The following is a 25,228-nucleotide window of genomic DNA, read 5'->3' as shown; positions in this document are numbered from 1 at the left end:
TCAGTGTTGGACATCGCCGACGAGTTGAACCGGTGGGTAGACCGGGGACTCGACTTCGCCGTGGCCACAGTAGTGGCTGTCAGCGGCAGCGCGCCGCGGCAGCCGGGCGCGGCCCTCGCCGTCGACAGTGAGGGCACCGCCATCGGATCGGTCTCCGGCGGCTGTGTGGAAGGCGCCGTCTACGAATTGTGCCGTGAGGCGCTCGAGGACGGACGCACCCGCCTGGAGCGTTTCGGCTACAGCGACGCCGAGGCATTCGCCGTCGGCCTGACCTGCGGCGGCGTAATCGACATTCTCGTCACGCCGCTTCGGTCCGGGGACCGAGCGGAACGCGACGTGCCGGCAGCCGCTCTGACGGCGGCCGCGGCCGGGGAGGCGGCGGCGCTCGCGCGTATCGTGTCCGGGCCAGCCGAACTTTTGGGCCAGGCCCTGCTGGTGCGTCCCGACGGCCGCCGACAGGGCGGCTTCGGCGCCCACCCAGAACTTGACCGCACCGTCGCCGGCGAGGCACTCGCCCACCTCGATGCCGGCCGCACCGCCACACTGGAGATCGGAGAAGAGGGTTCCCGCTGCGGCGCCCCCCTCACGCTCCTCATCGAATCCTCGGTACCGGCACCGCGGATGATCGTCTTCGGCGCGATCGACTTCGCGTCGGCACTCGTCCGCATGGGCAAATTCCTCGGCTATCACGTCACCGTCTGCGACGCACGCCCCGTGTTCACGACCGCGGCCAGGTTCCCCGACGCGGACGAGATCGTCGTCGAGTGGCCGCACCACTACCTCGAACGCACGAACGTGGACGCTCGCACCGTCCTGTGCGTCCTCACCCACGACCCCAGGTTCGACGTGCCCCTGCTCCACCTCGCGCTGCGCCTGCCGGTCGCATACGTGGGTGCCATGGGCTCCCGCCGAACCCACCTCGACCGTAATGAGCGCCTGCGTACGGCCGGCTCCACCGAAACGGAGTTGGCTCGGCTGCGCTCCCCGATCGGCCTCGACCTCGGCGCCCGCACTCCGGAGGAGGTCGCGCTGTCCATCGCCGCGGAGATCGTGGCGGATGGGCGCGGAGGTAGCGGAGTTTCACTCGCCGGCAGCCACACCCCGATACACCACGACGCAGAGACGCTCGCGCAGCGCAGATCTCGTACGGCCGAGTGGCACGCGTACTGCTAGGTGGCAGGTCTCAGTACGTCTCCCGCTCAGCCGGAGACGGTCCCACCTCGGCTCGAATCCACCCACACGGCGTTCAGCTGGCAGCGGGATGAGGCTGCAACCGCTCGTGACCGGTGTACACATTCATGGAAGTGCCACGGAGAAAGCCGACGAGGGTAAGGCCCCTTTCGGAGGCGAGGTCGACGGCCAGCGAAGACGGGGCGGAGACTGCCGCGAGGAAGGGGATTCCGGCCATCACGGCCTTCTGCACCAGCTCGAAGGAGGCGCGGCCGCTGACCATGAGAACTGTGCCGCGCAGCGGCAGCCGCCCCGAGCGGAGTGCGTGGCCGACGACCTTGTCGACCGCGTTGTGCCGACCGACGTCCTCCCGCGTGCAAACCAGCTCGCCGTCCGGGGTGAACAGACCTGCGGCATGCAGCCCTCCAGTCGTCTCAAACACGCGCTGAGCCGCCCGCAGGCGTTCCGGGAAAGCGGTCAGCGTTTCGCGAGAGAGGCGAAGCCCGTCCTCGGCCACGGTCCAGCCGGCACTCGTGTGGACGGCGTCGATGCTCGCCTTGCCGCACAAGCCGCAGGAGGACGTGGTGGAGAAATTCCGCTCGAGCGAGGCGTCCGGTGGTGCCACCCCCGGGGCCAGCGTCACATCGACGACGTTGTAGGTGTTGGTGCCGTCGGAGGCGGTGCCGGCGCAGTAGCGGATCGCGGCGATCTCCTCGGCGCGGTGCACGACGCCTTCACTCGCCAGAAAGCCCGCGGCAAGATCGAAGTCGTCGCCGGGAGTACGCATGGTGACGGTGAGAGGACGGCCGCCGACCCGTATCTCCATCGGCTCCTCAACGACCAGAGTGTCGGCGCGATAGGCGGCTTGCCGCTCCCGGATGCGCTCCACCCGCCGCCGCGCGGTCATCCGGCCCATGCGTCCGCTCCTTCCCGTACCGGCTCCAGGCGGATGACAACGCTCTTGGACGTGGGGGTGTTGCTGACGTCGGCGACGCTGTCCAGGGGGACCAGGACATTGGTCTCGGGGTAGTAGGCGGCGGCAGATCCGGGTGTCGTGGGATAGGAGACCACCCGGAAACCCGGTGCGCGGCGTTCCACGCCGTCGCGCCAGACGCCGACCAGGTCGACTTCGCACCGGTCGGCGATGCCGAGAGCTTCCAGGTCGGTCGGGTTCACGAGGACGACCCGGCGCGCGTTGCGGATGCCTCGATAGCGGTCGTTCATGGCGTACGGGATGGTGTTCCACTGGTCGTGCGAGCGCAGCGTCTGCAGGATCAGATGCCCCGTCGGGGCTTGCAGCATCTCGAACGCGTTGGAGGTGAAGACGGCCTTGCCGCTTGGTGTGGGGAATCGTTTCTCGTTCACCGGGTTGGGCAACCGGAAGCCGCCGGGGTGGGTCACGCGTGCGTTGAAGTCCGCGAATCCCGGAACTACGCGGGCGATCCGGTCCCGGATGGTGCCGTAGTCGGCTTCGAAGTCCTCCCAGGGAATGGAGAGCCGGTCACCCAGTGTCCGGCGAGCCAGGCGGCTGATGATGGCCACCTCGCTGAGAAGGTGCGCGGATGCCGGCGCGAGACGGCCCCGGGAGGCATGGACCTCGCTCATGGAGTCCTCGACGGTGATGAACTGCTCGCGGCCGGCCTGTACGTCGCGGTCGCTGCGGCCCAGGGTCGGCAGGATCAGTGCCGTTTCGCCGCAGACCGTGTGGGAGCGGTTGAGCTTGGTCGAGACGTGTGCGGTGAGCCGGCAGCGCCGCATCGCCTCCTCGGTGACCGCGCTGTCCGGCGAGGCGCGTACGAAGTTGCCGGCCATGCCCAGGAAGACCTTGGCACTGCCGTCCCGCATGGCCCGGATGGCGTCCACCGAGTCGAGCCCGTGCCGGGCGGGCGGTGTGAAGCCGAATTCCTGCTCCAGGGCGTCCAGGAATGACTGAGGCATCTTCTCCCAGATGCCCATCGTACGGTCGCCCTGCACATTGCTGTGCCCCCGCACGGGGCACACACCGGCTCCCGGTCGTCCGATGTTGCCGCGCAGCAGAAGGAAGTTGACGACCTCACGGATGGTCGGCACGCCGTGTCTGTGTTGCGTCAGTCCCATCGCCCAGCACACGATGATCTTCTTGCTCCGCAGAACCTGTTGGTGGACCTCCTCGATCTGCTCCCTGCTCAGTCCGGTGGCGGCGAGGATGTCGGGCCAGGTCACTTTTCGCGCGTGCTCGGCGAAGTCCGCGAAACCGGTGGTGTGCGTTCTGATGAAAGCGTGGTCGAGGACAGTCCCGGGCCGCTCGTCCTCCGACTGGAGCAGCAAGAGGTTGAGCGCCTGGAACAGGGCGAGGTCACCGCCCGGGCGAATCTGCAGGAACTGGTCGGCAATGGCGGTTCCACGGCCGATCACGCCGCGTGCCTTCTGGGGGTGTTTGAACCGCAGCAGCCCGGCCTCGGGCAGTGGGTTCACGGCCACGATCCGCCCGCCGTTGCGCTTGGTCTCCTCCAGAGCTGACAGCATGCGCGGATGGTTCGTCCCGGGGTTCTGACCCACGACGAAGATCAGGTCGGCCTCGTAGATGTCCTGCAGGCTGACGCTGCCCTTGCCGATGCCCAACGTTTCGTTCAACGCGGCGCCGCTGGACTCGTGACACATGTTGGAGCAGTCGGGCAGGTTGTTCGTGCCGAAGGCACGGGCGAACAGTTGCAGGAGGAAGGCTGCCTCGTTACTGACCCTGCCGGAGGTGTAGAAGAGGGCCTCGTCGGGTGAGTCGAGACGGTTCAGCTCGTCGGCCAGCAGGCGGAGGGCCTCATCCCAGCTGGTGGGTTCGTAGTGGTCGGAGCCCGGCCGCTTGACCATGGGTTCGGTGAGCCGCCCCTGCTGGTTCAGCCAGTAGTCGGACTTCTGATCCAGCTCGGAGATCGGATGGCGACGGAAGAAGTCGCTGGTGACGCGGCGCGAGGTTGCCTCGTCATTGATGTGCTTGGCGCCGTTTTCGCAGTACTCGTTGCGATGCCGGTGCCCGGGTTCGGGCCAGGCACAGCCGGGACAGTCGAAGCCGTCGGCCTGGTTGATGTTGAGCAGTGTGAGCGTGGTGCGCCGGACCGATGTCTGGCCCAGGGAGTACTGGAGCGCGTGGGCGACCGCCGGCGCTCCGGTCGCCCAGGTCTTGGGTGCGGTGATGGAGATTTCCCGGTCGTCGGGGTCTTCGATCTCACTCATCGTCCGGGTCGCTCTTTCTGCCGTCGGAAGCGGGCGTGCTGGTGCTCCGGCCCGCGGGCAAGGCGAGGTCGGGCACCGTCAGGGCAACACTCCGAGAAGGAGCACAGGCCACCCGGGCACCCTCGCCCCGTGGGCCGAGCGCAGTCAAAGCGGCCTTGCCGATCACGTGATAGGCGGTGTCGATCACGCGGGGAGGGAGGACGTGCATGAGCAGGAGCAGGGTTCCTCTCCCCCGGGACGGCGTCGATTGGCGCTCCTGCGTTGTGTCGAGTAGACCCATGGTGTGCTGCTACGCCAACTCGAGTACCTGGTCGCATTGGCACGCGAGCGTCACTTCGCTCGCGCGGCCGACTCGTGCTACGTCTCCCAGCCGACGCTGTCCGAGGGGCTGCGCAAACTCGAAACGGAGCTGGGAGTGTCCCTGGTGCGCAGGGACCGGAGGTTCGAGGGCCTCACACCCGAGGGCGAACGGATCGTCGTGTGGGCTCAGCGCATCCTCGCGGATCGGGACGCGCTGCAGGACGAGGCGGTGGCGATCCGGAGCGGATTGAGCGGACAGTTGCGCGTCGGAGCTGTGCCTACCGCTGTCACCGCCGTGTCTCTCCTGACGCAACCATTTTGTGCGCAACACCCCCTTACCACCGTCCAGGTGCAGACGGACCTTCGCTCCAGCGAGGTGCTTGAGAAGCTGCAGAGCTACGAGATCGACGCCGGCATCACGTACTTCAGCGAGGAGATGGACCGGCGATTCGAGTTCGTTCCGCTCTATCGCGAGAAGTACGTCCTGCTCACCCCGCACACACTGGGCGCGGCGAGACTGTCGCAGGCCACCTGGGAGGAGGCAGCGCGGCAACCGCTCTGCTTGCTCGTCCCGGTCATGCAAGGACGCCGGGTACTGGATTCCGTGTTCGGGGAGATCGGCGCCTCCGTGCGGCCCCGCGTCGAAACGGACTCGATCGCGTCCCTGTTCGCTCACGTCAAGACAGGACGATGGGCGAGCATCGTGCCGCATACCTGGCTGCATGTCTTCGGCGTACCGACGGGGATGCGGGCGGTCCCGCTCGTGCAACCCGTCCGAACGGCACGGATGGGGCTGGTGGCCGCCAAGCGGGACGTGGCGTCGGTCATGGCCCGGGCCTTCATCGAGGTCGCTGAACGGAGCGATATGGCTGCCACGCTCGAACGCCTCCCTGATCAGACCCCATAGGCGGTGCGACGACCGACCGGGCAAGCTGCTCCGGTCGACGGCGGCCCCCTGATGGGGAGCGCCCGGCGTGAGGCCGTCTTTCTATATCAAACGTTTGACGGACATCTTGTCCGCTTCTAGCGTCTTTCCTACCGAAAGCCTCGGACCTGGGATACGGCACCGACCGGTTACTGAGGACGACACGAAAGATGAACGGAGGTGGCCGCCATGTCCACCTTGACAAGCTCCGGCGCCATGCCCGTGGCGGCGCCCGGTTCGGATCGAAAAGACCTCCACTCCACGTGCGTGACGCGAAGCGCACCCCGCATCACCTTGTGTGCGCCTGCTCAGCCCAAGTCGGTCGGGCATCTCAGGAAACGCGCGTCGATGATCTTCTCCGCCTGGATGCTCAGCACGGACGAGACGCAGGCAGCCGAGCTGCTCATCAGCGAGCTCCTCACCAACGCGGTGGAACATGGTCGTGGCGAGATGACTCTTGCCGTCGCTCGCACCGCATCAGCTCTCGAGATCACGGTCGCCGACCATGGCGAAGCCGCGCGGTCCACCAGCCCCGGTGATCCTGACGAGCATGGCCGCGGTCTGGCCATCGTTGCCGCCATCGCGCAGGACCTGTCCATAGACAAGACCCCAGAGGGATGGCGCACGCTGGCCCGCATGGCCCTCCAGTCCCCGGTGTCCGACTCCGCGGCGTGAGACGCCGACCGCATGGGCCCGCATGGGCCCGCAGCGCGGTCGTCGGCAGCGGGACGTTCCCCGGGGCCCGGTAGAGGCGCTCGAAGAAGGGCTCCACCTCGCTACGGTTGCTCCTGTCCGACCCGCGGGTCCGTACGGCACGCTCTGATCCCGGCAGCCGATCGCCGTCTCAGCAGGCGGCCTGCCGCGTAGAGCAACGGGCCACCGTTGACTTCTCCCCCTCCTGAAGGAGGGGGATTTCTGGCTCGCGGGCAGTGCCTCGACCGCGGCCGGGACGACAAACGACGCCCACCAGTGCCCCACCGCATCCCGATACACACGCACGCCGGACGGGGGCTTCGGCAACCGGCGCGACCACAGCGGCCGCACCACGTTCGCGCGTTGACGGCTTTGGACTCGGCGACGCACTCATTCCACACCCAGCGCACCCGGTCCCACTCCCCCGCAAGAGCAGAACGGGACGTGGACGACGGGCGCAGACGGTAGGTGAACCGGCAATGCCCGGCCGCCTCCGCGGCCACTTCCGTGACCGCTTCTGTCGTCGTGCACCCCGACCTCCCCAGGAAAACCGACAGTTGAGGGCTCCTGCCCCGGGCGGGCTGCCCCCCTTGCGCTGTCGATGTACGCCGATCCGCCCTGACGGCGAATCGGCTCTCCCTGCCCCGCCCGCTCCCGCGGGAGCTTCGTTCCTCTCCCCGGCTGAAGCCGAGAGCATCACGACGAAGACCTGATGACCCGCGAGGCGGACACCGTCAGAAGCGCGGTGTCCGCCTTGTGGGCTGCCTCAGCCGGCCATCGTCATCGCCCTACGCCGTCGGGCGGTTGCTCTCGTGACACGTGGGCGCCGGTACCGTCCTTGGCGTCTGAGAGGCTTGTCCAGGCGCTGGTTGATACGCGTCAGTCACGTGGGGAGCGTGTCTGCTGATCTCGCTCCTGGGAGAGCACCTCTCCCGGCGTGGTCTGAGGCGTTTCGGGATCGTGTGCGCCGACGATCTTCGACGCGCTCTTCAGGGAAAGGGCGCGTTCAGCCCGTAGCGACAGCAGCGAGGATACGAACAGCAGCACGGCAATGAGGATCGACACCATGGCAATGGCATGGGTCGACCCGTAGGCGTCGGCGGCCGCGTAGAAGATGCCGCCGACGATCGCGACCGACAGGGCAGCGCTGATCTGAAGGGTCGCGCTGACCAGACCGCTGGCCAGGCCGGCGAACGCGCGCGGTATGTGAGTGACCGTGATGCGGATCAGCGAAGGCAGGGCGAGCCCCTGGCCGAAGCCGATGAGCGCCAGGGGAGCGGCGGCCCACGGCGTCTGGTCAAGTGTGGCAACGAGTCCGGCGAAGACAAGGAAGCCGATGGTCTCCAGGAACAGGCCCAGAGCGGCGATCCGGCGCGGCATGATCCGCATGAGGTGCGGCACGGTCAGCGGTCCGATCAGGAAGCCGATGCCCAGCGGCAGGATGTCCAGGCTCGCCTCGAGCGGGGTTCGGCCGACGGCCTGCTCGTGTTCGGAGAAGATGAGGAAGAACGCGGCGATCGAGTAGAACAGGGCGACCGCCACCAGGGCCGTCCGCACGCCAGGCGCGGTGACGGCCCGGGGCGGCACCAACGGCATGATGTGCCGTTCGCGCGGTCGGCTGCCGTCGAGGGTGGACTCGTAGCGCCAGAACCTGTGCAGCACGCCGGCGGCGACGACGAACAGGACGAAGCACCACCAGGGCCAGCCCAGGGCTTGGCCCTCAATCAGTGGGACAACGATCCCGGCGAGACCGGTGAAGAGGAGGACGGCGCCGACCACGTCGAGCTTTTCCACGCCTCGAGTGTGCGGGTCATGCAGGAACAGGCTGCCCACCAGGCCCAAGGCTGCGACGGGCAGGTTGATGAGGAAGATCGTCCGCCACCCCAGGCCCCAGATGTCAGCGGTGACGAGGAGTCCGCCCAGGGACTGGCCGATGACTGCGGCGAGGCCGAAGGTCGCGCCGTGGAAGCCGAGGGCGATCGTCTGGTCCCGGCCGTCGAGGCTTGCGCGGATGAGGGCCAGCGATTGCGGCGCCATCAGCGCGGCGGTGACACCTTGCAGGATGCGCCCGACGACAAGCAGCCAGGGTTCGCCGGCCGAACCGCACAAGAGCGAAGCGAGCGCGAACCCGACGAGGCCGACGAGGAAGACCCGGCGTCGCCCGTACAGATCGCCGAGGCGGCCACCGAGGGTGAGCATGACGGCGTAGGTGGCAGCGTAGCTGGCCACGATCTGCTGTCCCAGGATGTCGCCGCCGCCGAGGTCGTCCTGAATCGAGGGGATGGCGAGATTGACGATGAAGAAGTCGAGTGGCGGCAGCAGCGTGCCGGCCAGCAGCGTGGCCACGCCGACCCATGTCCGGGCTGACGTACGTGATGTTGAAGTCATTCCTTGGCCCTGTTCTCGGCAACGAGCGTGTCGGCCTGCTTCCCCCAGAGGGCCAGAAGGGCGTCGGCGGAACGTTGCATCGTTTCGGCGGGCACGCCGTCGCGTGCCTGAGTGGAGATACCCATGAGGAACCCGTAGACGAGACCGGCTATGGCCTCCGCGTCCGTCTCCGGCGGCAGCGCACCTTCGGCGATCGCCTGCCGGACCCTGTCCAGGACGCGGGAGCGGGTGATGTCGCGACGCTCCGCCACCATCTGGTAGACCGGGTCGTCGGAGTCCGAGATCGGGGCGGCCAGCACCATCATGCAGCCCAGCGGGTGTTCCTTGTCGGTCTGCATGGCGATCGACCGGCTCAGGGTCCGCCTGACGGCTTCCTTTGGATCCAGCGTCGCGTCGGTCAGCGGGTCCAGCGCGCGCCCGTAGGTCGCGCGGTAGTGCGCGATCGCTTCGGTGAACAGTTCCGCCTTGCTGCCGAACAGCTGATAGAAGCTCGCGGACGGCATGCCGCCCATCGCTTCACGCAGTTCTGCGACGCCGGTCGCTTCATAACCGCGCTGCCAGAAGACGCGCACGGCGGTCTCCAGCGCTGGTTCCCGCTCGAACTTGCGGGGCCGTCCCCTTCCCCGTCGCACAGTCTCATTGCCTGCATCCATATTTAAAGACTATTCGATCCAAAAAGAGGAGTCAACGGCAGGCACCTCTCGGACGCGTGTGAGATCTATGACCGCACATTGTTTCGCCAACTGTCCGCGCTGGACGGCGAGATGGGACCAGGGACACGGCCCCGTCCCGCTACCCTGCCGAGCACATCAACGTCGTGCCGCAACCTCAGTAGGTGAAGGAGACACCGCGGAGCCGGGTGGGGGTGAGGTCGGTGTAGCGAACGATGTCGCTCATCACCTCCTCGCTCTCCGGGGCACCGAACGCCGCGATGGCGGCCTGCTGGTCGCGGAACTCGTTCACCGCCACGACCACGATGTTCCCTTCACCCTTCGGGTAGACAGCGGTGCTCGACACCAGGCCGTACTTTTCCCATGCCTTACGCACCAGCGGCAGGTGCACGGACTCGAAGTAGTCATGGTCGAACCGGAAGTTCTCACCAGTCGACCTGTAGGTCACGTAGACGGTTTCCATGAGTTTCCCTTCTCATCACTTCTCAACAGAACGGCCGGCGCATCCACCGGCCGCGAGATGACTAGGCGGGGAGGCGGCCCACGAAGTCGAGCAGCAGAGCGCGGAAGGCCTCTGGCTGTTCCAGCGGGGCAAGGTGTCCGGCGTCCGGGAGGACGGCGACCTCACCGGCCCCGAGCTCATCGCTCAGTCCGGCTCCGCCTTCGAAGAAGTCGGGCATGTCGAGTTCACCGACGCCGACCAGCGCCGGGACGGTCAGGGCGCGCAAGGCGCCCTTGTCCTTGCTCAGCGGGTCCGCCGCCACTTTCGGTTCACCGTGTGCGACGCGCGCGACCAGTTGGCTGCGCATCATGGCGGCCGCCTGGGCGCGGACGTCGTCCGATGCCAGCGGCGACGTCCACGCCTCGACGCCGGCCCACACGGCGGCTTCGATGTCGCCGGCTTCCAGCGCTGCCCGCTCCCTGTCCCACGCGGTCTGCAGACGGGAGGAGGGCGGCAGGTCGTGCGGCCGGTAGCCGATGGACACCAGGCCCTGGACGCGCTGGGGCTCCGTGACGGCGATCTGAAGTGCCACCAGGGCACCGAGCGAGTTCCCGGCGAGGACGAAACGGTCGACACCGAGGTGGTCGAGCGTGTCCAGCGCATCGGTCCACGGAGTCGCCTCGTCGTGCCGAGCCGTAGCGGCGTCACCGTGCCCGGGGAGGTCCAGGGCAATGGCCCGGACGCCGGACTCGGCGAGCAGGCGCAGGTGGGCCCGCCACATGGTGCGGTCGACGGGCCGGGCGTGCAGCAGGACGATCGGCCGGCCCAGGCCGGCGTCGTCGAACGGGAGTATCACGGTTGTCTGGTTCTCTCGGAAAGAGTGGATGGCACCGGCCGGCCGATCGGTCGGAGCGGGGGCTCGGATGGAGCCGGCATCCGCCCGATCGTGCTTCCGGGACGGTCCTGGGGACGGGTGTGGGGCGGCAGCACTTCGCACCGGCTCGCCTCGGACTCACGCAGTACTCGTGGCCCCCGGCACATCACACTGGACGCTGTGGAGTGCCGGGGCCTGGGTGCGCTGCACCCACCCGGTCGCCGCCCGCGTGGCATATCGCCGTTCATCGACGTACGGGCGCGCTGTCCCGGGGCACTCCTCCTGACCCATGTCGCCCGACGATGCGGGTACGCCACCACGGGCCGCTCCCCCACCGCTTCGACCGGACGGGTCCGGCGCTGCCGCCGACCGGAACCTGGTGGCAGAGCGCCGGCTACGCGGCCGCGTCGAGCTCCGCCAGTTCCGCTTCACTGAGGCGCAGTCGGGAGGCGGCCAGGTTCTCCTCCAGGTGGGCGACCTTGGACGTGCCCGGGATCGGCATGATGACATCGGAGCGGTGCAGCAGCCAGGAGAGCGCCACATTGGCGGGGGTGGAGTGGTGTGCCGCGGCGATGTGGTCGAGCGGACCCCCGGGACGGGCCAACTCGCCTGCGGCAACGGGCGCCCAGGGAATGAACCCGATGCCGTGCCGGGTGCAGTGGTCCAGCACGTCGGCGGAGCTCCGGTCGGCGACGTTGTACCGGTTCTGGACCGTGGCGATGTCCGCGATCCGTCGCGCCTGCTCGATCTGCTCGACCGTGACCTGGGACAGTCCGATCGCGACGATCTTGCCCTCGTCCTGAAGGTTCTTCAGCTCGCCGACCTGCTCCTCCAGCGGGACCCTGGGGTCCACGCGATGGAGCTGGAACAGGTCGATCTGGTCGAGGCCGAGCCGGCGCAGACTCATCAGCGCCTCCTGGCGGAGGTACTCCGGGCGACCGACCGGCGGCCAGGCCCTGGGCCCGAGGCGCACCAGCTCGCCTCCCTGTCTGACGACGTCCGGGCCGTTGCGCGTCAGGCCCGCCTTGGTCGCGATCAGTACGTCGTCCGGGTAAGGATGGATGGCCTCCCGGATGATCTCCTCGCTGATGTAGGGCCCGTAGGAATCGGCGGTGTCGATGAGCTGCACGCCGAGTTCGACGGCACGCCGCACGACACGCACACACTCGGCGCGATCCTCGGGTTCGCCCCAGATGCCGAGTCCGGTCAGCCGCATGGCACCGAATCCCAGGCGAGCGATCCTCTTCCCGGCCACCTCGAAGGTGCCCACGCCGTCTGCGAGGGAGGTGTTCATGATCGGGTGTCACCCTTCTCCAGAGTCGTGTCCTCGCCGGCGTCCTCCGTGTCGGTGGCCGCCTGGTCGGCCAGACGGCGCAGGAGGACCAGGCCGTCGTGACTGGCGCTGCCGGGTTCGGCGCTGTAGACGGACAGATGCTGTCCAGGGGCGCTGGCGACCGCGAAGGTCTCGAAGTGCAACCGCAGGTCCCCTACCCGCGGGTGCACGAAGTACTTCTTCTCACGGGTCCGCGGACGCACCTCGTAGCGAGCCCACAGGTTCGCGAACGCCGGGCTGTGCAAGGTCAGTTCACCAACAACCCGCTCGATGCGCTCGTCCGCGGGGAATTGCGAGGACGACGCCCGCAGGTTGCTCACCGCGAGACGCGACGCGGCGTCCCAGTCACCGTAGAAGGACTTCGCATACGGGTCCAGGAAGATCATGCGCAGCAGGTTGTCGTACCGGGCGAACCCGCGGTACAGCTCCCTCGCCATCGCGTTCGCGCCCAGGATGTCCTGCGCCGCGCCGACCAGGAAGGCGGGCACGTCCGGCATGCCGTCCATCAGCCGGACCAGCTCCGGAGCGACGGTCGGCGACGCTGCCGCCCTCGCCTCGAACACCGGCAGGCCGAGCCGGAACAGATGCGCGGCGGCGTCGTCGTCCAGTCGCAGTGCGCCGGCGATCGAACGCAGCACCTGGTCGGAGGGATGCCGTTCCCGGCCCTGCTCCAGCCGGATGTAGTAGTCCGTGCTCACCCCGGCGAGCAGGGCGACCTCGTCGCGCCGGAGCCCCGGCACCCGCCGGGGACCGTAGTCGGGCAGACCGACGTCCTGCGGCCTGACCACTGCTCGTCGGGCCCGGAGGTACTCACCGAGCTTGTTCTCACTGTCCACCCTGACGACAGTAATGCGGACCGGCTCCCCGGGCGTGGGTGCGGTGCACCCACGCTGGCCGGGCCCCGGCTGCGGCGTCACGCCCGTCATTCCTGCTGCTCCGTCGGCCGGACCAGGATCTCGTTCACCGCGACATGACGCGGCCTGGTGACGATGAAGGCGATGGTGTCCGCCACGTCCGCGGGACGCAGGCACTCCATCGTGGTGTAGCGCTCGTACATGCGGTCCCGGACGTCGGGACGGTTCTGGAGGGGCAGCTCGGTCTCCACCGCACCGGGCTCGACGAGCGAAACGCGCAGGTGGCGCTGAGTGACCTCCTTACGAAAGGCCTCACCGAAGGCGGTTACCGCGTACTTGCTCGCGTTGTAGACACCGCCACCACCGCGGACCATTCGGCCCGCGGTGCTGCTGACCAGGACGATGTCGCTGACTCTGCGCGGGCCGCCGGCCGCCGCTTCCAGCAGGTGGGGAGCAGCCGCGTGGGTGGTGTACATGAGTCCGAGGGTGTTGAGTTCGATCATCCGGCGCCAGTCGGTGGTGTCGGCGCCCGTGATCGCCCCGAGGATCATGGCGCCCGCGTTGGCCACCACGGTGTCGAGGCGGCCGTACGTGTCGACGGCTCGGGCGACGGCGGCGCGGGCCTGCTCTTCGTCGGTGATGTCGGCGCTCACGGCCAGGGCCTGACCACCGGCGCTTTCGATCGTCCCGACGAGTGCGTCGAGGCGGTCCGCGCGGCGGGCCACGACGGTCACACGTGCGCCGAGGGCGGCCAGCGCGAGCGCGGTGCCCTCACCGATCCCGCTGCTGGCTCCGGTCACCAGGGCGACGGTGCCGGAGAGGGGGCGGCCACCGGCCGAGGCCCACATCGGGGCCGCGACCTCGTTGGCCGAGGACCGCGGACGTGTGTGGACCACATTGGGGTTGTGAGTATGGCTGGTCATGAGGCCGACGGTAGGGACGCTCCGGCCGGCGTGGGAGGGAGCGTCACCCCCACCCGAGGCGTTACGGCAACGCCGTGCATCGCCCCCGGCATCACACCCACCGAGATGATCCACGAACGAGAGGGGGCGCCCGGTGTCATCGAGCGGCTCACCTCCCGTGTGCCGATGGAACGCGCCGCCGAGCCGGAGGAGGCCGCGCAGGCCGCAGCATGGCCGCTGAGGGACCGTGCCTCGTACGTGGGCGACGTCCTGCGCGCGGACGGCGGCATGCGCGGGACGGCGCCGGTCCGGTCATCGGAACCGGCGCCGTCACCCGGCCGCGCTCAGCGTGCTTCGCGGACCGGGGCGGGTGCGGGCGATCGGGCCGGCGAGGAGGGGGAAGCCGCCGTCCGATCCGGTGAGCGGGCACACCTCTTGTTCACCGGTGCCGATCACCGTTGCACCGATCCTGACCGACGACGCGCGGCTCCCGCTTCCGCCTCTTGCACGGCAAGTCGCGGCTCCAGGCCGGCCGCACCATGACACGGGACTTCCTCGCACGAACGGTGCTCTGCGGTGCCCGGTCGTCTGCTCAGATTCCGGTGCCGAGGAACTTTCGCAGCTCCTGAACGTAGAGCTCGGCGTCCTCGAAGGGGACGAAGTGCCCGCCGCAGGTGGGCTCGCTGTAGTAGACGAGGTTGGTCATCCGTTCGAGCCACCGCCTCGGCGCGTTCTTGAAGTCACGCGGGAACATCGTGAAGCCGGAGGGGACCTCGACCCTCCGGGGAAGCTGGTCCGCGGGGATCTCCACCATCGCCCGGTAGGAGCGGATCGACGATCCGATGGTGCCCGTCACCCAGTACTCGGTGAGCAGGTCGAGGATCTCGTCCCGCGTGTAGACGGACTCCAGGTCACCTCCGCAGTCACTCCAGGACCGCAGCTTCTCCACGATCCAGGCGGCCAGGCCGGCCGGCGAGTCGGTGAGGCCCACGGCGGCGGTCTGCGGCTTCGTGACGTGGACCGCCGAGTACGCGCCTTCCCGTGCCTGCCAGTTCTGGCTGTCCCGGATCCAGTCCCGCTCCTCCTGGGTCAGCGTCGCGGGGTCGCCGGCCGGCAGATCGCCGTCCATCCGGTGCACGGCGATGACCCGGTCGGGGAAGTCGAGTGCGAGATAGCGCACGACATGGGCGCCGAAGTCACCACCGGCGACGGCGAACCGCTCGTAGCCGAGGGCCGTCATCAGCTCGGCCCACATACCGGCCACGGCACGCACATCGGGAGCCGCGCCGGTGAGGCGGTCGGAGAAGCCGAAGCCGGGCATGTCGGGGACGACGACATCGAAGACCTGCGCGTCCTCGCCCGTCGGCGCCGCGGGGCGGGTCAGCAGTGGCAGGGCCTTGCGGTAGCGCCACGACGAGTCCGGCCAGCCGTGTGCGAGGAGCAGCGGCATCGGCGCGGGGCCGTCCGGCCGGGCCTCGGCGCGGGCGTGGAGGAAGTGGATGCCGATGCCGTCGATCTCGACGCGGTGGCTCGGCAGTTCGGCGAGCCTGGCCCGGTGGGCCTCGAAGTCGAAGCCGTCCGCCCAGTACTCGACGAGTCCGCGCAGGTAGTCGATGTCGGTGCCGAGGGACCATCCGGCGCCGTCGTGGGCATCGGGCCAGCGGGTCGCGCGGGCCCGGGCGCGGAGGTCCTCCACCACGGCCGGGTCGGTATGCGGAACGAAGTCGGTCACGGGGGTCGTGCGTTTGTTCATCCGATGAGCCTCGAAGTACTGATGAATCGATCGAGAATCTGTTGCGGCGGCCGGCCGTCCGGCACACCGACCGCCGGGGTCGTGTCGAGGGGCTCAGGACTCGACGAACTTGTCCGCCAGACCCTTTTCCAGATAGTCGTCCGGCAGGTCGTGAATGACCAGCTCGGCCTCGGTGCGCTCGGCGTGCAGCCGCCAGTAGGCGTCCGCCATCGTCTCCGGCTGGGAGTCGGGGCCGCCCTGGCCGATGAAGGCGGCGATCGCCACGTGCGCGGCATAGACGCCGCTACCGGAGAGCGCGGCGTGCAGGTTGAGGATCCAGTTGCGCATCCCACCGGTGGCGATCTGGACGTTCGCCACATGAGGGGCGATGATCGGACCCGAACCCGCGCCGCTGCTGACGAGGATCGTCCCGGTGCCGCGCTCCAGCATGCCGGGCAGGACATGCTCCACGGCCGCGACGCCGCCGAGCAGGTAGAGGTCCAGCTGCGCCAGGACCGAGTCGACGGTGACCTTCGTGGCCTCGACGAGCGGCGCCTTGCGCAGGTCGGCAGGACCTGGGGCGGGTGAGTACTCGAGGACGTCGATCGGTCCCAGCCGTTCCTCGGCGGCGGCCAGCGCCGCGTGCAGAGCGGGGCGGTCGGTCACGTCGGCGGGGAAGGCCTCGACCCGGACACCGGTATGGGCAAGATCGTCGGCCACCGCCTGGAGCGTCGTTCGGTTGCGGGCGATCAGCGCCACGTCGAATCCCTCGGCGGCGAATCTACGACCGATCGCCTGCCCCAGCTGCGGACCCGCGCCGACGATCGCGATCGTACTCAACTCGCCACCTCATTCAGATAGTTCAAGATCACATCGCCAGCATAGGAAGTGCACGGTCGTGCGAACTCGGATCAGCGCGACAACCTGGTCGGAAGATTCGCGACACCCGTTGACCGGTACTCCCCACCGCCGGCCCTGTGCTGATCACAGGGCCCACCGGGCCGTGTGGACCGCTGCTCCGGCAAGGTGACGCCCGTCAGCTCCCCGGAGACCGTCCACAGACGGCCGGCGGCGCCCCGGCCGCCCCTGGACGGTCCGCCTGTGACAACGGTGATCGCCTGGCCTCCGCACTGCCGCCTTCGTCGCGGGTGCCGATCACGGTGTGGTGCTCGCGCGGTACGTCGACGTACCGCACGGGTTCACGGGTGTCCTCGTCCCAGCGGCGCAGTTCTTTCTCGTGGCCGGGCGGCCAACCCGAGCGAGTTCGGCCGGGTCAGTGCCGATGACTTCACGCCGGCGTCGAGGAGCACCGGCCGTCGGGGTGAGGGAGGCCTCGGTGTCCCGGGCGCACGGATCAGGACACGGGCTCAGTGCGCCAGCAACATGCGCCGAGCCAGGCGGGTGATCTCCCGCGTCGCCGGTGACAGTACCGAGCCCTGTCTGCGGACCACCGCGATCGTGTCGTAGAGGGGCTCCGCGAAGCCGACGGTGTGGAGGGTGTCGGGGAAGGCGCGGCTGCGGGCGACCGCGCGGGAGACGATCGTGTCGCCGGCTCCCCGGGCCACGATGTGCAGCGCGGATTCGACGTGCTCGACCTCGATGGCGGCGGACAGGGTGACGCCCTCCACCTGGGCGCGTTCGGCGAGTTGACGCCGGGTGGGGTCCCGCCAGCCGTAGTGCGCGTCGTAGAGGATGAGGTTCGCCTTCGCGAGGTCGGTCATGGTGACGGGCCGTGCGGTGCGCTCGGGGTCGGCGGAGGTGTAGACGACCTCGTCACGCATGAGGGGGCTGACGTCGAGCCCCTCGGCATCGATGGGCAGGATGACGAGCCCGGCTTCCAGGTCTCCGGCGCTGACGGCTTCCGCGACCTCGACGGAGTTCAGGCCGACGATCCGCAGCCGCACCTTGGGGTGACGGGCGTGGAAGGTCTCCAGCAGTTCGGACAGGAAGTAGTAGTTGGCGTTGCGCAGCAGCCCGAAGGTGGCGACCCCGCCGTCGAGGGAGGTCAGTGAGCGCAGGGCACGGTCGGCGCCGTCGGCCGCTTCGATGGCCTGCTGGGCGTAGGGCAGGAGTTCCTCGCCCGCGGCCGTCAGGACCAGTCGGCGCGGGCCGCGGGTGAACAGGGGCACCCGGTAGTACTCCTCCATGCGTTTGATCAGTTCCGACACCGAGGGCTGCGTCGTCCGCAGCTCGGTCGCGGCGGCGGAGAACGTACCCAGGCGTGCGGAGGTGAGGAAGGCGCGCAACTGGTTGAGGGTGATCGCAACAGCGGACGAGGGAGGCATGCCGGGCATCCTGCCATAGGGTTTCCCTATGCAGGGTCGAGGACAATTCGGGGTTGTCCTTGGGGAGGCGCTGCTTCAGGCTCAGCTGTATGAAATTGAGCCACCGCTTCACCACCGCCTTCGCCGGCCGTTTCACCCTGCTCAAGGCTCCCGAGGTGGACGCTCCCCCGGCCCAGCGCGACCCCGAGGTGATCGGGACCGTCAGCCGTATGCTGTCGGACATCGAGCGCCACGGCATGGACGCGATCCGCCGCTACGCGAGTTCCCTCGACAGCCAGTCCGACGGCCCGGTCGAACTCGGTGCGGCGGAGGTGGCCCGCAGCGGCGACCGGCTGCCCAAGGACCTGCGGGACGCGATCGAGCTCGGTGCCGAGCGTACCCAGCGGTTCGCCGCGCTCCAGCGCGCGCACCTGACGGACTTCGAGGAGGAGATCGCCCCCGGGCTGCTGGTCGGGCAGCGCTACGTACCGGTCGGCGCGGTCGGCGCGTATCTGCCGGCCGGGCGCTTCCCGCTCACGGCCAGCGCGTTCATGACGGTGGGCGTCGCCAAGGTCGCGGGTGTCCCGACGGTGGTGGGATGCACTCCGCCGCAGCCGGACGGCCGCGCCAACGACGCCGTCACCTACGCCGCCCATGTGTCCGGGATCGACCACCTCTACGTCCTCGGAGGTGTGCAGGCGCTGGCCGCCATGGCGTTCGGCCTGCTGGACCGGCCGCCCGTCGACATGATCGTCGGCGCGGGCAACGCCTACGTGGCCGAGGCCAAGCGCCAGCTGTTCGGTACGGTCGCCATCGACCTGCTCGCGGGCCCCTCCGAGGTCGCCGTCATCGCGGACGGAACAGCCGACGCCGAGGCCGTCGCCGCGGACCTGCTCGGTCAGGCCGAGCACGGTCCGACGTCCCCGGCCGCCCTCGTCACCACATCCGAACGGCTGGGCCGGGACGTCATCGCCGCGGTCGAACGACAGCTGACGACCCTGTCCACGCGGGACATCTGCGGCCCCGCCTGGCGCGACCACGGCTCGGTCGTCCTGGTCGGCAGCCGGGAGGACGCCGTGGCGGTCATGGACGAGCTCGCCCCCGAGCACCTGGAGGTGCACACGGCCGAGGACGACTGGTACCACGACGCACTGCGCAACTACGGCTCCCTCTTCCTCGGCCACTGGAGCACGGTGGCCTACTCGGACAAGGGCATGGCCGGCACGAACCACACCCTGCCCACCGCGGGCGGTGCCAAGCACAGCGCCGGGCTGTCCGTCTCCCGTTACCTCAAGCCGCTCACCTACCAGCGCGTCGCCCGGGAGGCGACCCCGCTCCTCGCCGAGGCGGTGGAGGTCATCTCCGCCAGCGAAGGCATGTCCGCGCACGAGGCCACGGCCACCCTGAGGCTGCGCACCTACGGGGGCTGACCCCACCCGCTCCCCCGGCGCCGAGGTGCCGCCCTGCCCGGGGCCCGCCGTACCGGACCACGACACTCCGTAGGCGGGCGCCGGCGGGCCACCGGGCGCACGATCCACAGCAACAACCTCCAGCGGTTCGACCGTCCCGGCCCTTCAGGCTCCCGCCGCGCCGGGACGGTCCGGAACCCGTCCCCCCATCTCCAGAGCCAGCCATCCCGTACAGAGAACCGGTGCACCCATGAAATCCGTACGTCGTGAAGGGGCGGGTCCGCCCCGGTTCGTCCCGTTCGCCGCCGCGGTCACCGCGCTGGCCGCCCTGCTGGCCTGCGCCGGATGCAGCCCGCCCGGGGCGGGCAAGAGCCCCGCCGGGGCCAACCAGCTCGCCGTCACCGACCCCGTGACCCCAGCGCAGGTCGCGGAGCTCGGCGAGGTCACGCTGCGGATGTGGGCGGACCAGGCGGAGAAGCCTTTGATGAAGTCCGTGGTGCCGGCCTTCGAGAAGCGGTATCCGAACGTCAAGGTCGACATCACCTACAAGAGCTTCGACGACCTCGTCGCCACCGTCGTCAACGCCGCCTCCGGCACCAATCCGCCCGACCTCTTCCAGGGCAACATCGGCTACGCGGTCGACGGGGCGCTGGTCAAGGCCAAGCTGGTCCGGCCGCTGGACGACGTGGCGGCCGCCTACGGCTGGATCACGGGCACCGGTGCCAGCACCCTGGCCCCCGCCCGCTGGAACGGCTCGGGCACCGCGTTCGGCAACGGCAACCTCTACGGCATGTCGCCGATCAGCGAGGTCCAGGGCATCTACTACAACAAGGCCCAGCTCAAGGAACTCGGCCTACGGCCGCCGCGGTCCCTCGCCGATCTGGAGAAGGACCTGCCGCTGGTCAAGAAGGCCGGCAAGCAGCCGATCATGCTGGGCAACAGCGACCAGTACGCCGCCACCCACATCTTCTCCGACCTCGCGGTCACCGAGCAGTCGCCGGCCTCGGTCCGGGACTGGATCGGCGGCAAGGAGGGCACCACGTTCGTCACCCCGGGCAACGCGAAGGCGGCGGGCACGATGGCCGCCTGGGCGAAGAAGGGCTACTTCGGCTCCGGCTACGACGGCCTGAGCAACGAGGACGCCATCTCCCGGTTCGCCAAGGGCTCGGGCGTCTTCTTCGTCGGCGGCTCGTGGAACGGCGCCACGCTCGACCCCGAGAAGTTCGGCTTCGGCGCCCTGACCACCGGTGGCGCCGGCGCGACCGCCTCGCCCTGGCACATCTCCGCCTCCTCCGAGGTTACTCCCGCCGCGGTCGCCTTCCTCGCCGCCCTGCACACCCCGCAGACCGGCCAGGAGATCCTCGACACCGGCCGGCTCCCCGTCGTCACCGACGGAGTGAAGGGCGGCAACAGCCTGCAGAGCCAGACCCTCGACGCGCTCAAGCGCACCATCGCCGCCGGAACCCAGGTCGGCTACTACGACTGGACCGCCACCGACATGCTCAACGTCATGGGCGGCAAGCTCCAGGAGGTCATGTCCGGCCGCACGAGCAGCTCGGAGTTCCTGAAGGCGGTCCAGGCCTCCTGGCGGACGGCGAGGGAGGCGCGATGAGCACCGCTGCCCCCACCACCGGGCACGGCACCGACACCTCCGCACCGCCGGCCACCGGTGGCCGGCGCCGCCGCCCCTCCCCCGTCACCCGCCTGTCCTCCCTTTCCTGGACCTCGCTGCTGTACGTCGCCCCCGCCCTGGCCTTCTTCGGCGTCTTCGTGCTCTATCCCATCGGCATCTCCGTCTGGTACTCGTTCTACGCCTACGACGGCCTGACCGTGGGCACGCCGGTCGGCTGGGACAACTACACGGCCGTCTTCACCGACGGCCGGCTGCGCGCCGCGCTGCTGCACTCACTGGTCCTGCTGTTCTTCTACGCCGCTCTTCCGGTGTGTGCCGGCCTGCTGCTGGCGGGGGCGATGTCCCGGATCCGGGTGTACGGACTGACGGTGTTCCGGGCGGTGCTGTTCCTGCCGCAGATCCTGTCCAGCGTCGTCATCGCCGTCGCCTGGCGGAACCTGCTCGCCGAGGACGGCCCCGCCAACGCGGTGCTCCGAGCGGTGGGACTGGGCCGGTTCGCCACCAGCTGGCTGGGCGACTTCGACACCGCCCTGCCGTCGATCGGCGTGATCGGCACCTGGGTGGAGTACGGGCTGTGCATGGTGCTCTTCCTCAGCGGCATCGTCGCCATCGACCGCTCCACCTACGAGGCGGCCCGCCTCGACGGCGCCGGGCCGGTGCGGGAGTTCTTCGCGATCACCCTGCCCGCCCTGCGCCCGCAGATCTCGATCGCGCTGATCCTCACCATCACCTTCGCGCTGCGCAACTTCGACCTGATCTGGAACACCACCCGGGGCGGCCCCGGCACCACCACGACCGTCCCCAGCCTGTACGTCTACCAGGACGCGTTCCAGAACCGCATGCTCGGCCGGGCCTCCGCCCTGGCCATCGTGCTGACCCTGATCATCCTCCTCGTCGTGGTGGTCGTTCAGCTGGCGCTGCGCGAACGCGAGGGCCCGCGCCGCCGGTTCACCAGGCCGCGCACGCCGGACAGGAAGGTGCAGTCGTCATGAGAATCGCCCGGAGCGAGAGCATCGCCACCCACGCGCTGCTCCTCCTCGCCTCCGTCGTCGCCGTCTTCCCCCTCGCGTCGATCGTCGTCTCGTCCCTGCACGGGGTGGCCGGCTCGTCGGGCGGGCTGTCGTTCGACGGCTACTCCACGGCCTGGACCCAGGGCCGGTTCGGCTCCGCCCTGCTGTCGAGCGCGCTCGTGTCGGTCACCGTCGTGGTGGTCACCGTCGTACTGGCCGCCCTGGCCGGATACGCGCTCGCCACCATGCGAGTGCCCGGCGGCAAGGTCATCGTGGCGCTGCTGCTGCTGGGGCTGGTCCTGCCCTACGAGGTGACCGTGCTGCCGTTGTACGAGCTGCTCACCGGATGGCAGCTCATCGACACCTACTGGGCGCTGATCCTGCCGCAGATCGCGCTGTCGGTGCCGCTGGGCGTGCTGTGGATGCGGTCGTTCTTCGCCTCCGTCCCGGGGGAGCTGCTGGAAGCGGCGCGCATCGACGGCACGAGCCGCCTGCAGAGCCTGCGCCTGGTCGTCCTGCCCATCGCCGGGCCCGCGATCACCACCCTGAGCACCGTGCTGTTCCTGTTCACCTGGAACGAGTTCCTCCTCGCGCTCATCCTCGTCCCCGACAATCCCTCGGTGCAGACCGTGCCGCTGGCGCTGTCCTTCTTCTCCGGGGCCGCCCGGTCCAGTGACCCGGCCGTGACCGCCGCCGCCGCCGTCCTGGTCGCGCTGCCGGTGCTGCTGGCCTATGTCTTCCTCCAGCGGCGCCTGATCAGCGGCCTGACCGAAGGAGCCGTCAAATGACCGCGCCCGCCGCGAACCCGGACAGCGGCGTCGCTCGCGTGGTGTGCGAACAACTCGCGCCGCGCGTCGGCGATCTGGCCCACAACAGGGAACTGGCCCTCGACGCCGTCCGGCGCGCCCGCTCCGAGCGGGCCGACATCGTCGTCCTGCCAGAACTCGCCACCTCCGGTTACGTGTTCGCCGACTCGGACGAGGCACGGCGTACAGCGATCACCCCTGGCGACGCCTTCTTCACCGACCTCACCCGCCTGCTGGCGGGCACCGGTGCCGTCGTCGTGGTCGGCTTCTGTGAGGACGGCGGCCCCACGCTGTACAACAGCGCCGCCGTCGTCGACGCCGACGGCGTACGCGCCGTGTACCGCAAGACCCACCTGTGGGACCGCGAGACACTGTTCTTCTCCCCCGGCGAGCAGATGGCCCCCGTCGTCACCACGGCGCACGGCCGCATCGGCGTACTGATCTGCTACGACCTGGAGTTCCCGGAGATGCCCCGCCGACTGGCCATGGCGGGGGCCGACCTGATCGCCGTACCGACCAACTGGCCCCTGGAGGAGCGCCCGGCCGGCGAACGCCCCGCCGAGATCGTCCAGGCGCAGGCCGCCGCACGCGCCAACGGCGTCTACATCGCCTGTGCGGACCGCAGCGGCACCGAACGCGGGCAGGCCTGGACTCAGGGGACGGCCGTCATCAACCAGTACGGCTGGCTCACCGCCACCGCGACCGCCGCGACACGGCACCGGGCCGTCACCGACGTGTTCCTCCACCTCTCCCGGGACAAGTCCCTTTCCCCGCACAACGACCTTCTCCGCGACCGCCGAACCGACCTCTACGCCCAGGAGAGCCCTCAGCTATGACGTCACCCGACAGCTCGCCCACGCCGGCGACCACCGGCCCCGCGGCGGACGACACCTGGTGGCGCACGGCCGTCATCTACCAGATCTACCCGCGCTCCTTCGCCGACAGCGACGGCGACGGCACCGGCGACCTGCCCGGCATCACCGCCCGCCTGGACCATCTGGCCGATCTCGGCGTCGACGCCCTGTGGCTCTCGCCGTTCTACCCCTCTCCGCAGGTGGACGGCGGTTACGACATCGCCGACTACCGCGACGTCGACCCGCGCTACGGCACCCTCCACGACTTCGACGCCCTGCTGGCCCGCGCCCACGCGTTGGGCATCCGGGTCGTCGTCGACCTCGTCCCGAACCACTGCTCCGCACAGCACCCCTCCTTCCAGGCGGCGTTGACGGCGCCGGCCGGCAGCGCGGAGCGGGCCCTCTTCCACTTCCGCGACGGCCGCGGACCCGACGGCAGTCTGCCGCCCAACGACTGGACGTCGATGTTCGAGGGCCCGGCCTGGACCCGCGTCACCGAGGCCGACGGCAGTGCCGGGCAGTGGTACCTCCATCTGTTCGACCCCGGCCAGCCGGACTGGAACTGGGACAACCCCGCCGTGCGCGAGGACTTCGAGACCACGCTGAGGTTCTGGCTCGACCGCGGCGTCGACGGCTTCCGCGTCGACGTCTGCGACGCCCTCGTCAAGGCCCCCGGCCTGCCCGACTGGCCGCACCCCACCCACGGGGTCATCGAACCGGTCGACGGCGTGATGCCGCCCATGTGGGACCAGGACGGCATCCACGACATCTTCCGCGCCTGGCGCCGGCTGCTGGACGGCTACGACGGCCACCGCATCCTGTGCGCCGAGGCCTGGCTGCCCCCGGAGCGCGCCGCCCGCATCATCCGCGCCGACGAGATGCACCAGGCATTCAACTTCCGGTTCCTGGAGACCCCGTGGCAGCCGGCCGCCCTCCGCCGCGTCATCGACGAGTCCCTGGCCGCCAACGACGCCGTGGGCGCCCCCACCACCTGGGTGCTGTCCAACCATGACGTCATGCGCCACGCCAGCCGCTTCGGCTACGACGGCCCCGTCGCGCTGGAGCACGGTGTCGGCGCCGACGACCCCCAGCCCGACCGCGCGCTCGGCCTGCGCCGTGCCCGCGCCGCGACCGCGCTGATGCTGGCCCTGCCCGGCTCCGCCTACCTCTACCAGGGTGAGGAACTCGGCCTCCCCGAAGCCACCGACCTGCCCGACACCGCCCGTCAGGACCCGGTCTGGGAACGCTCCGGCCACCGGATCCGCGGCCGCGACGGCTGTCGGGTCCCCCTGCCCTGGAACGCCGACGGTCCCGCTCTGGGTTTCAGCAGCACCCCCGGCACCTGGCTGCCTCAGCCCTCCTCCTACGCCTCCTATGCGGCCGACACCCAACACGGCGACCCCGACTCGACCCTCAACCTCTACCGTCGCCTGCTGTCACTGCGCCGCCGGTACGGGCTGGGCGTGGGAGAGCTCCGCTGGCTGCCGTCCCCGCCCGGCCTGTTGCGCTTCGCCAACGGCTCCGTCGAGATCCTGGCCAACCTCACCACCGAGTCGGTACCCCTTCCGTCCGGGGTCCGGGTACTGACCGCCTCGACGGCGGTGAGCGACCGACTGCCGGCCGACTGCACGATCTGGTTCGTCAGGGAGGAGCCGTCACAGGTTCCCAGCGCGTCCGTAGTACCCGGCCGCGGAGGCCGACCGTAGGAAGCTCCGCCGAGCGGCGCCCGGGCCCACCCCGGCGCCCCGTGCCGCCGACCCC

23 protein-coding genes are annotated in these 25,228 nt (G+C 69.6%); 10 read left to right on the top strand and 13 right to left on the bottom strand.

All coding sequences use genetic code 11. From position 1 onward, the window contains the following. Nucleotides 1-3 precede the first annotated feature (3 nt). A complete protein-coding gene (locus ACGFR9_RS18340) occupies nucleotides 4-1,173 on the top strand; it encodes an XdhC family protein (RefSeq protein WP_393209364.1) in 1,170 nt (389 codons plus the stop codon). Between the two features lie 73 nt (nucleotides 1,174-1,246). Here the strand turns inward: ACGFR9_RS18340 and fdhD are convergent, their stop codons facing one another. Genes fdhD through ACGFR9_RS18325 form a run of 3 tightly spaced genes read right to left on the bottom strand, consistent with a single transcriptional unit; the run spans nucleotide 1,247 to nucleotide 4,564 of the window. After that, a complete protein-coding gene (gene fdhD / locus ACGFR9_RS18335; protein ID WP_393209361.1) occupies nucleotides 1,247-2,086 on the bottom strand; it encodes a formate dehydrogenase accessory sulfurtransferase FdhD in 840 nt (279 codons plus the stop codon). Beyond that, nucleotides 2,074-4,377, bottom strand: a complete 2,304-nt coding sequence (locus ACGFR9_RS18330) for an FdhF/YdeP family oxidoreductase (RefSeq protein ID WP_393209358.1) — start codon at nucleotides 4,375-4,377, stop codon at nucleotides 2,074-2,076. The genes fdhD and ACGFR9_RS18330 overlap by 13 nt, the downstream gene beginning before the upstream one ends. Beyond that, a complete protein-coding gene (locus ACGFR9_RS18325) occupies nucleotides 4,370-4,564 on the bottom strand; it encodes a hypothetical protein (protein ID WP_393209355.1) in 195 nt (64 codons plus the stop codon). Before ACGFR9_RS18325 ends, ACGFR9_RS18330 begins: the two co-directional genes overlap by 8 nt. 96 nt (nucleotides 4,565-4,660) lie before the next feature. On the opposite strand from ACGFR9_RS18325, the gene ACGFR9_RS18320 reads away from it, so the two are divergent. Together ACGFR9_RS18320 and ACGFR9_RS18315 are read left to right on the top strand one after the other, a co-directional pair. Beyond that, complete coding sequence (locus tag ACGFR9_RS18320; RefSeq protein ID WP_393209352.1) at nucleotides 4,661-5,584, top strand: LysR family transcriptional regulator; 924 nt, start codon at nucleotides 4,661-4,663, stop codon at nucleotides 5,582-5,584. Nucleotides 5,585-5,791: 207 nt separating this feature from the next. Further along, the gene (locus tag ACGFR9_RS18315) at nucleotides 5,792-6,277 is read left to right on the top strand and encodes an ATP-binding protein (RefSeq protein ID WP_393209349.1); all 486 of its coding nucleotides are present in this window, start codon (nucleotides 5,792-5,794) and stop codon (nucleotides 6,275-6,277) included. Between the two features lie 897 nt (nucleotides 6,278-7,174). On the opposite strand, the gene ACGFR9_RS18310 is transcribed toward ACGFR9_RS18315, so the two are convergent. The 7 genes from ACGFR9_RS18310 to ACGFR9_RS18280 form a co-directional block, all read right to left on the bottom strand. After that, entirely contained in the window at nucleotides 7,175-8,641 is a 1,467-nt protein-coding gene (locus tag ACGFR9_RS18310; RefSeq protein WP_393209346.1) for an MFS transporter, read from the bottom strand. A 38-nt stretch (nucleotides 8,642-8,679) separates the two neighbouring features. Continuing rightward, nucleotides 8,680-9,255, bottom strand: coding sequence for a TetR/AcrR family transcriptional regulator (locus ACGFR9_RS18305; protein ID WP_393209343.1), 576 nt, complete (start codon nucleotides 9,253-9,255; stop codon nucleotides 8,680-8,682). Between the two features lie 256 nt (nucleotides 9,256-9,511). After that, nucleotides 9,512-9,817: an EthD family reductase gene (locus tag ACGFR9_RS18300; protein ID WP_393209341.1), complete on the bottom strand. Its 306-nt coding sequence runs from the start codon at nucleotides 9,815-9,817 to the stop codon at nucleotides 9,512-9,514. Nucleotides 9,818-9,878: 61 nt separating this feature from the next. Next, nucleotides 9,879-10,652 carry an alpha/beta fold hydrolase gene (locus ACGFR9_RS18295; RefSeq protein WP_393209338.1) on the bottom strand — a complete coding sequence of 258 codons (774 nt, stop codon included), beginning with the start codon at nucleotides 10,650-10,652 and terminating at the stop codon, nucleotides 9,879-9,881. Nucleotides 10,653-11,064: 412 nt separating this feature from the next. Beyond that, nucleotides 11,065-11,964 (bottom strand): aldo/keto reductase, encoded by a 900-nt coding sequence (locus tag ACGFR9_RS18290; protein WP_393209335.1) that lies wholly within the window; start codon nucleotides 11,962-11,964, stop codon nucleotides 11,065-11,067. After that, complete coding sequence (locus ACGFR9_RS18285; protein ID WP_393209332.1) at nucleotides 11,961-12,839, bottom strand: helix-turn-helix domain-containing protein; 879 nt, start codon at nucleotides 12,837-12,839, stop codon at nucleotides 11,961-11,963. Before ACGFR9_RS18285 ends, ACGFR9_RS18290 begins: the two co-directional genes overlap by 4 nt. Nucleotides 12,840-12,925: 86 nt before the next feature. Continuing rightward, complete coding sequence (locus ACGFR9_RS18280; protein ID WP_393209329.1) at nucleotides 12,926-13,780, bottom strand: SDR family NAD(P)-dependent oxidoreductase; 855 nt, start codon at nucleotides 13,778-13,780, stop codon at nucleotides 12,926-12,928. On the opposite strand from ACGFR9_RS18280, the gene ACGFR9_RS18275 reads away from it, so the two are divergent. Next, nucleotides 13,769-14,302: an SDR family oxidoreductase gene (locus tag ACGFR9_RS18275; protein ID WP_393209327.1), complete on the top strand. Its 534-nt coding sequence runs from the start codon at nucleotides 13,769-13,771 to the stop codon at nucleotides 14,300-14,302. The genes ACGFR9_RS18280 and ACGFR9_RS18275 overlap by 12 nt on opposite strands. Before the next feature lie 49 nt (nucleotides 14,303-14,351). Here ACGFR9_RS18275 and ACGFR9_RS18270 read toward each other — a convergent pair whose 3' ends face one another. From ACGFR9_RS18270 to ACGFR9_RS18260, 3 genes are all read right to left on the bottom strand, one after another. Beyond that, entirely contained in the window at nucleotides 14,352-15,512 is a 1,161-nt protein-coding gene (locus ACGFR9_RS18270) for an epoxide hydrolase family protein (protein ID WP_393209324.1), read from the bottom strand. Between the two features lie 93 nt (nucleotides 15,513-15,605). Further along, nucleotides 15,606-16,331, bottom strand: coding sequence for an SDR family NAD(P)-dependent oxidoreductase (locus ACGFR9_RS18265; protein WP_393209321.1), 726 nt, complete (start codon nucleotides 16,329-16,331; stop codon nucleotides 15,606-15,608). A 527-nt stretch (nucleotides 16,332-16,858) separates the two neighbouring features. Beyond that, nucleotides 16,859-17,776 (bottom strand): LysR family transcriptional regulator, encoded by a 918-nt coding sequence (locus ACGFR9_RS18260; protein ID WP_393209318.1) that lies wholly within the window; start codon nucleotides 17,774-17,776, stop codon nucleotides 16,859-16,861. Between the two features lie 89 nt (nucleotides 17,777-17,865). Here ACGFR9_RS18260 and hisD point away from each other — a divergent pair, with 89 nt between their 5' ends. The 6 genes from hisD to ACGFR9_RS18230 all read left to right on the top strand — a co-directional run bounded on the left by hisD (nucleotide 17,866) and on the right by ACGFR9_RS18230 (nucleotide 25,173). Beyond that, a complete protein-coding gene (gene hisD / locus ACGFR9_RS18255) occupies nucleotides 17,866-19,185 on the top strand; it encodes a histidinol dehydrogenase (RefSeq protein WP_393209315.1) in 1,320 nt (439 codons plus the stop codon). A 229-nt stretch (nucleotides 19,186-19,414) separates the two neighbouring features. Then, entirely contained in the window at nucleotides 19,415-20,776 is a 1,362-nt protein-coding gene (locus ACGFR9_RS18250; RefSeq protein WP_393209312.1) for an ABC transporter substrate-binding protein, read from the top strand. Further along, nucleotides 20,773-21,789 carry a carbohydrate ABC transporter permease gene (locus ACGFR9_RS18245; protein ID WP_393209309.1) on the top strand — a complete coding sequence of 339 codons (1,017 nt, stop codon included), beginning with the start codon at nucleotides 20,773-20,775 and terminating at the stop codon, nucleotides 21,787-21,789. Before ACGFR9_RS18250 ends, ACGFR9_RS18245 begins: the two co-directional genes overlap by 4 nt. Further along, nucleotides 21,786-22,595 (top strand): carbohydrate ABC transporter permease, encoded by an 810-nt coding sequence (locus ACGFR9_RS18240; RefSeq protein ID WP_393209306.1) that lies wholly within the window; start codon nucleotides 21,786-21,788, stop codon nucleotides 22,593-22,595. The genes ACGFR9_RS18245 and ACGFR9_RS18240 overlap by 4 nt, the downstream gene beginning before the upstream one ends. Beyond that, on the top strand, nucleotides 22,592-23,449 hold the full coding sequence (locus tag ACGFR9_RS18235; protein ID WP_393209303.1) for a nitrilase-related carbon-nitrogen hydrolase: 858 nt from the start codon (nucleotides 22,592-22,594) through the stop codon (nucleotides 23,447-23,449). Before ACGFR9_RS18240 ends, ACGFR9_RS18235 begins: the two co-directional genes overlap by 4 nt. Then, nucleotides 23,446-25,173, top strand: a complete 1,728-nt coding sequence (locus ACGFR9_RS18230; RefSeq protein ID WP_393209300.1) for a glycoside hydrolase family 13 protein — start codon at nucleotides 23,446-23,448, stop codon at nucleotides 25,171-25,173. The genes ACGFR9_RS18235 and ACGFR9_RS18230 overlap by 4 nt, the downstream gene beginning before the upstream one ends. The last annotated feature ends 55 nt before the right edge of the window (nucleotides 25,174-25,228 follow it).

The sequence above is a fragment of the Streptomyces sp. NPDC048584 genome, assembly GCF_043199595.1.
In the GTDB taxonomy this organism is placed as follows: domain Bacteria; phylum Actinomycetota; class Actinomycetes; order Streptomycetales; family Streptomycetaceae; genus Streptomyces; species Streptomyces edwardsiae.
The sequence above is the reverse complement of the archived record's forward strand: the minus strand, read 5'-3'. Positions and strand labels throughout refer to the sequence as shown.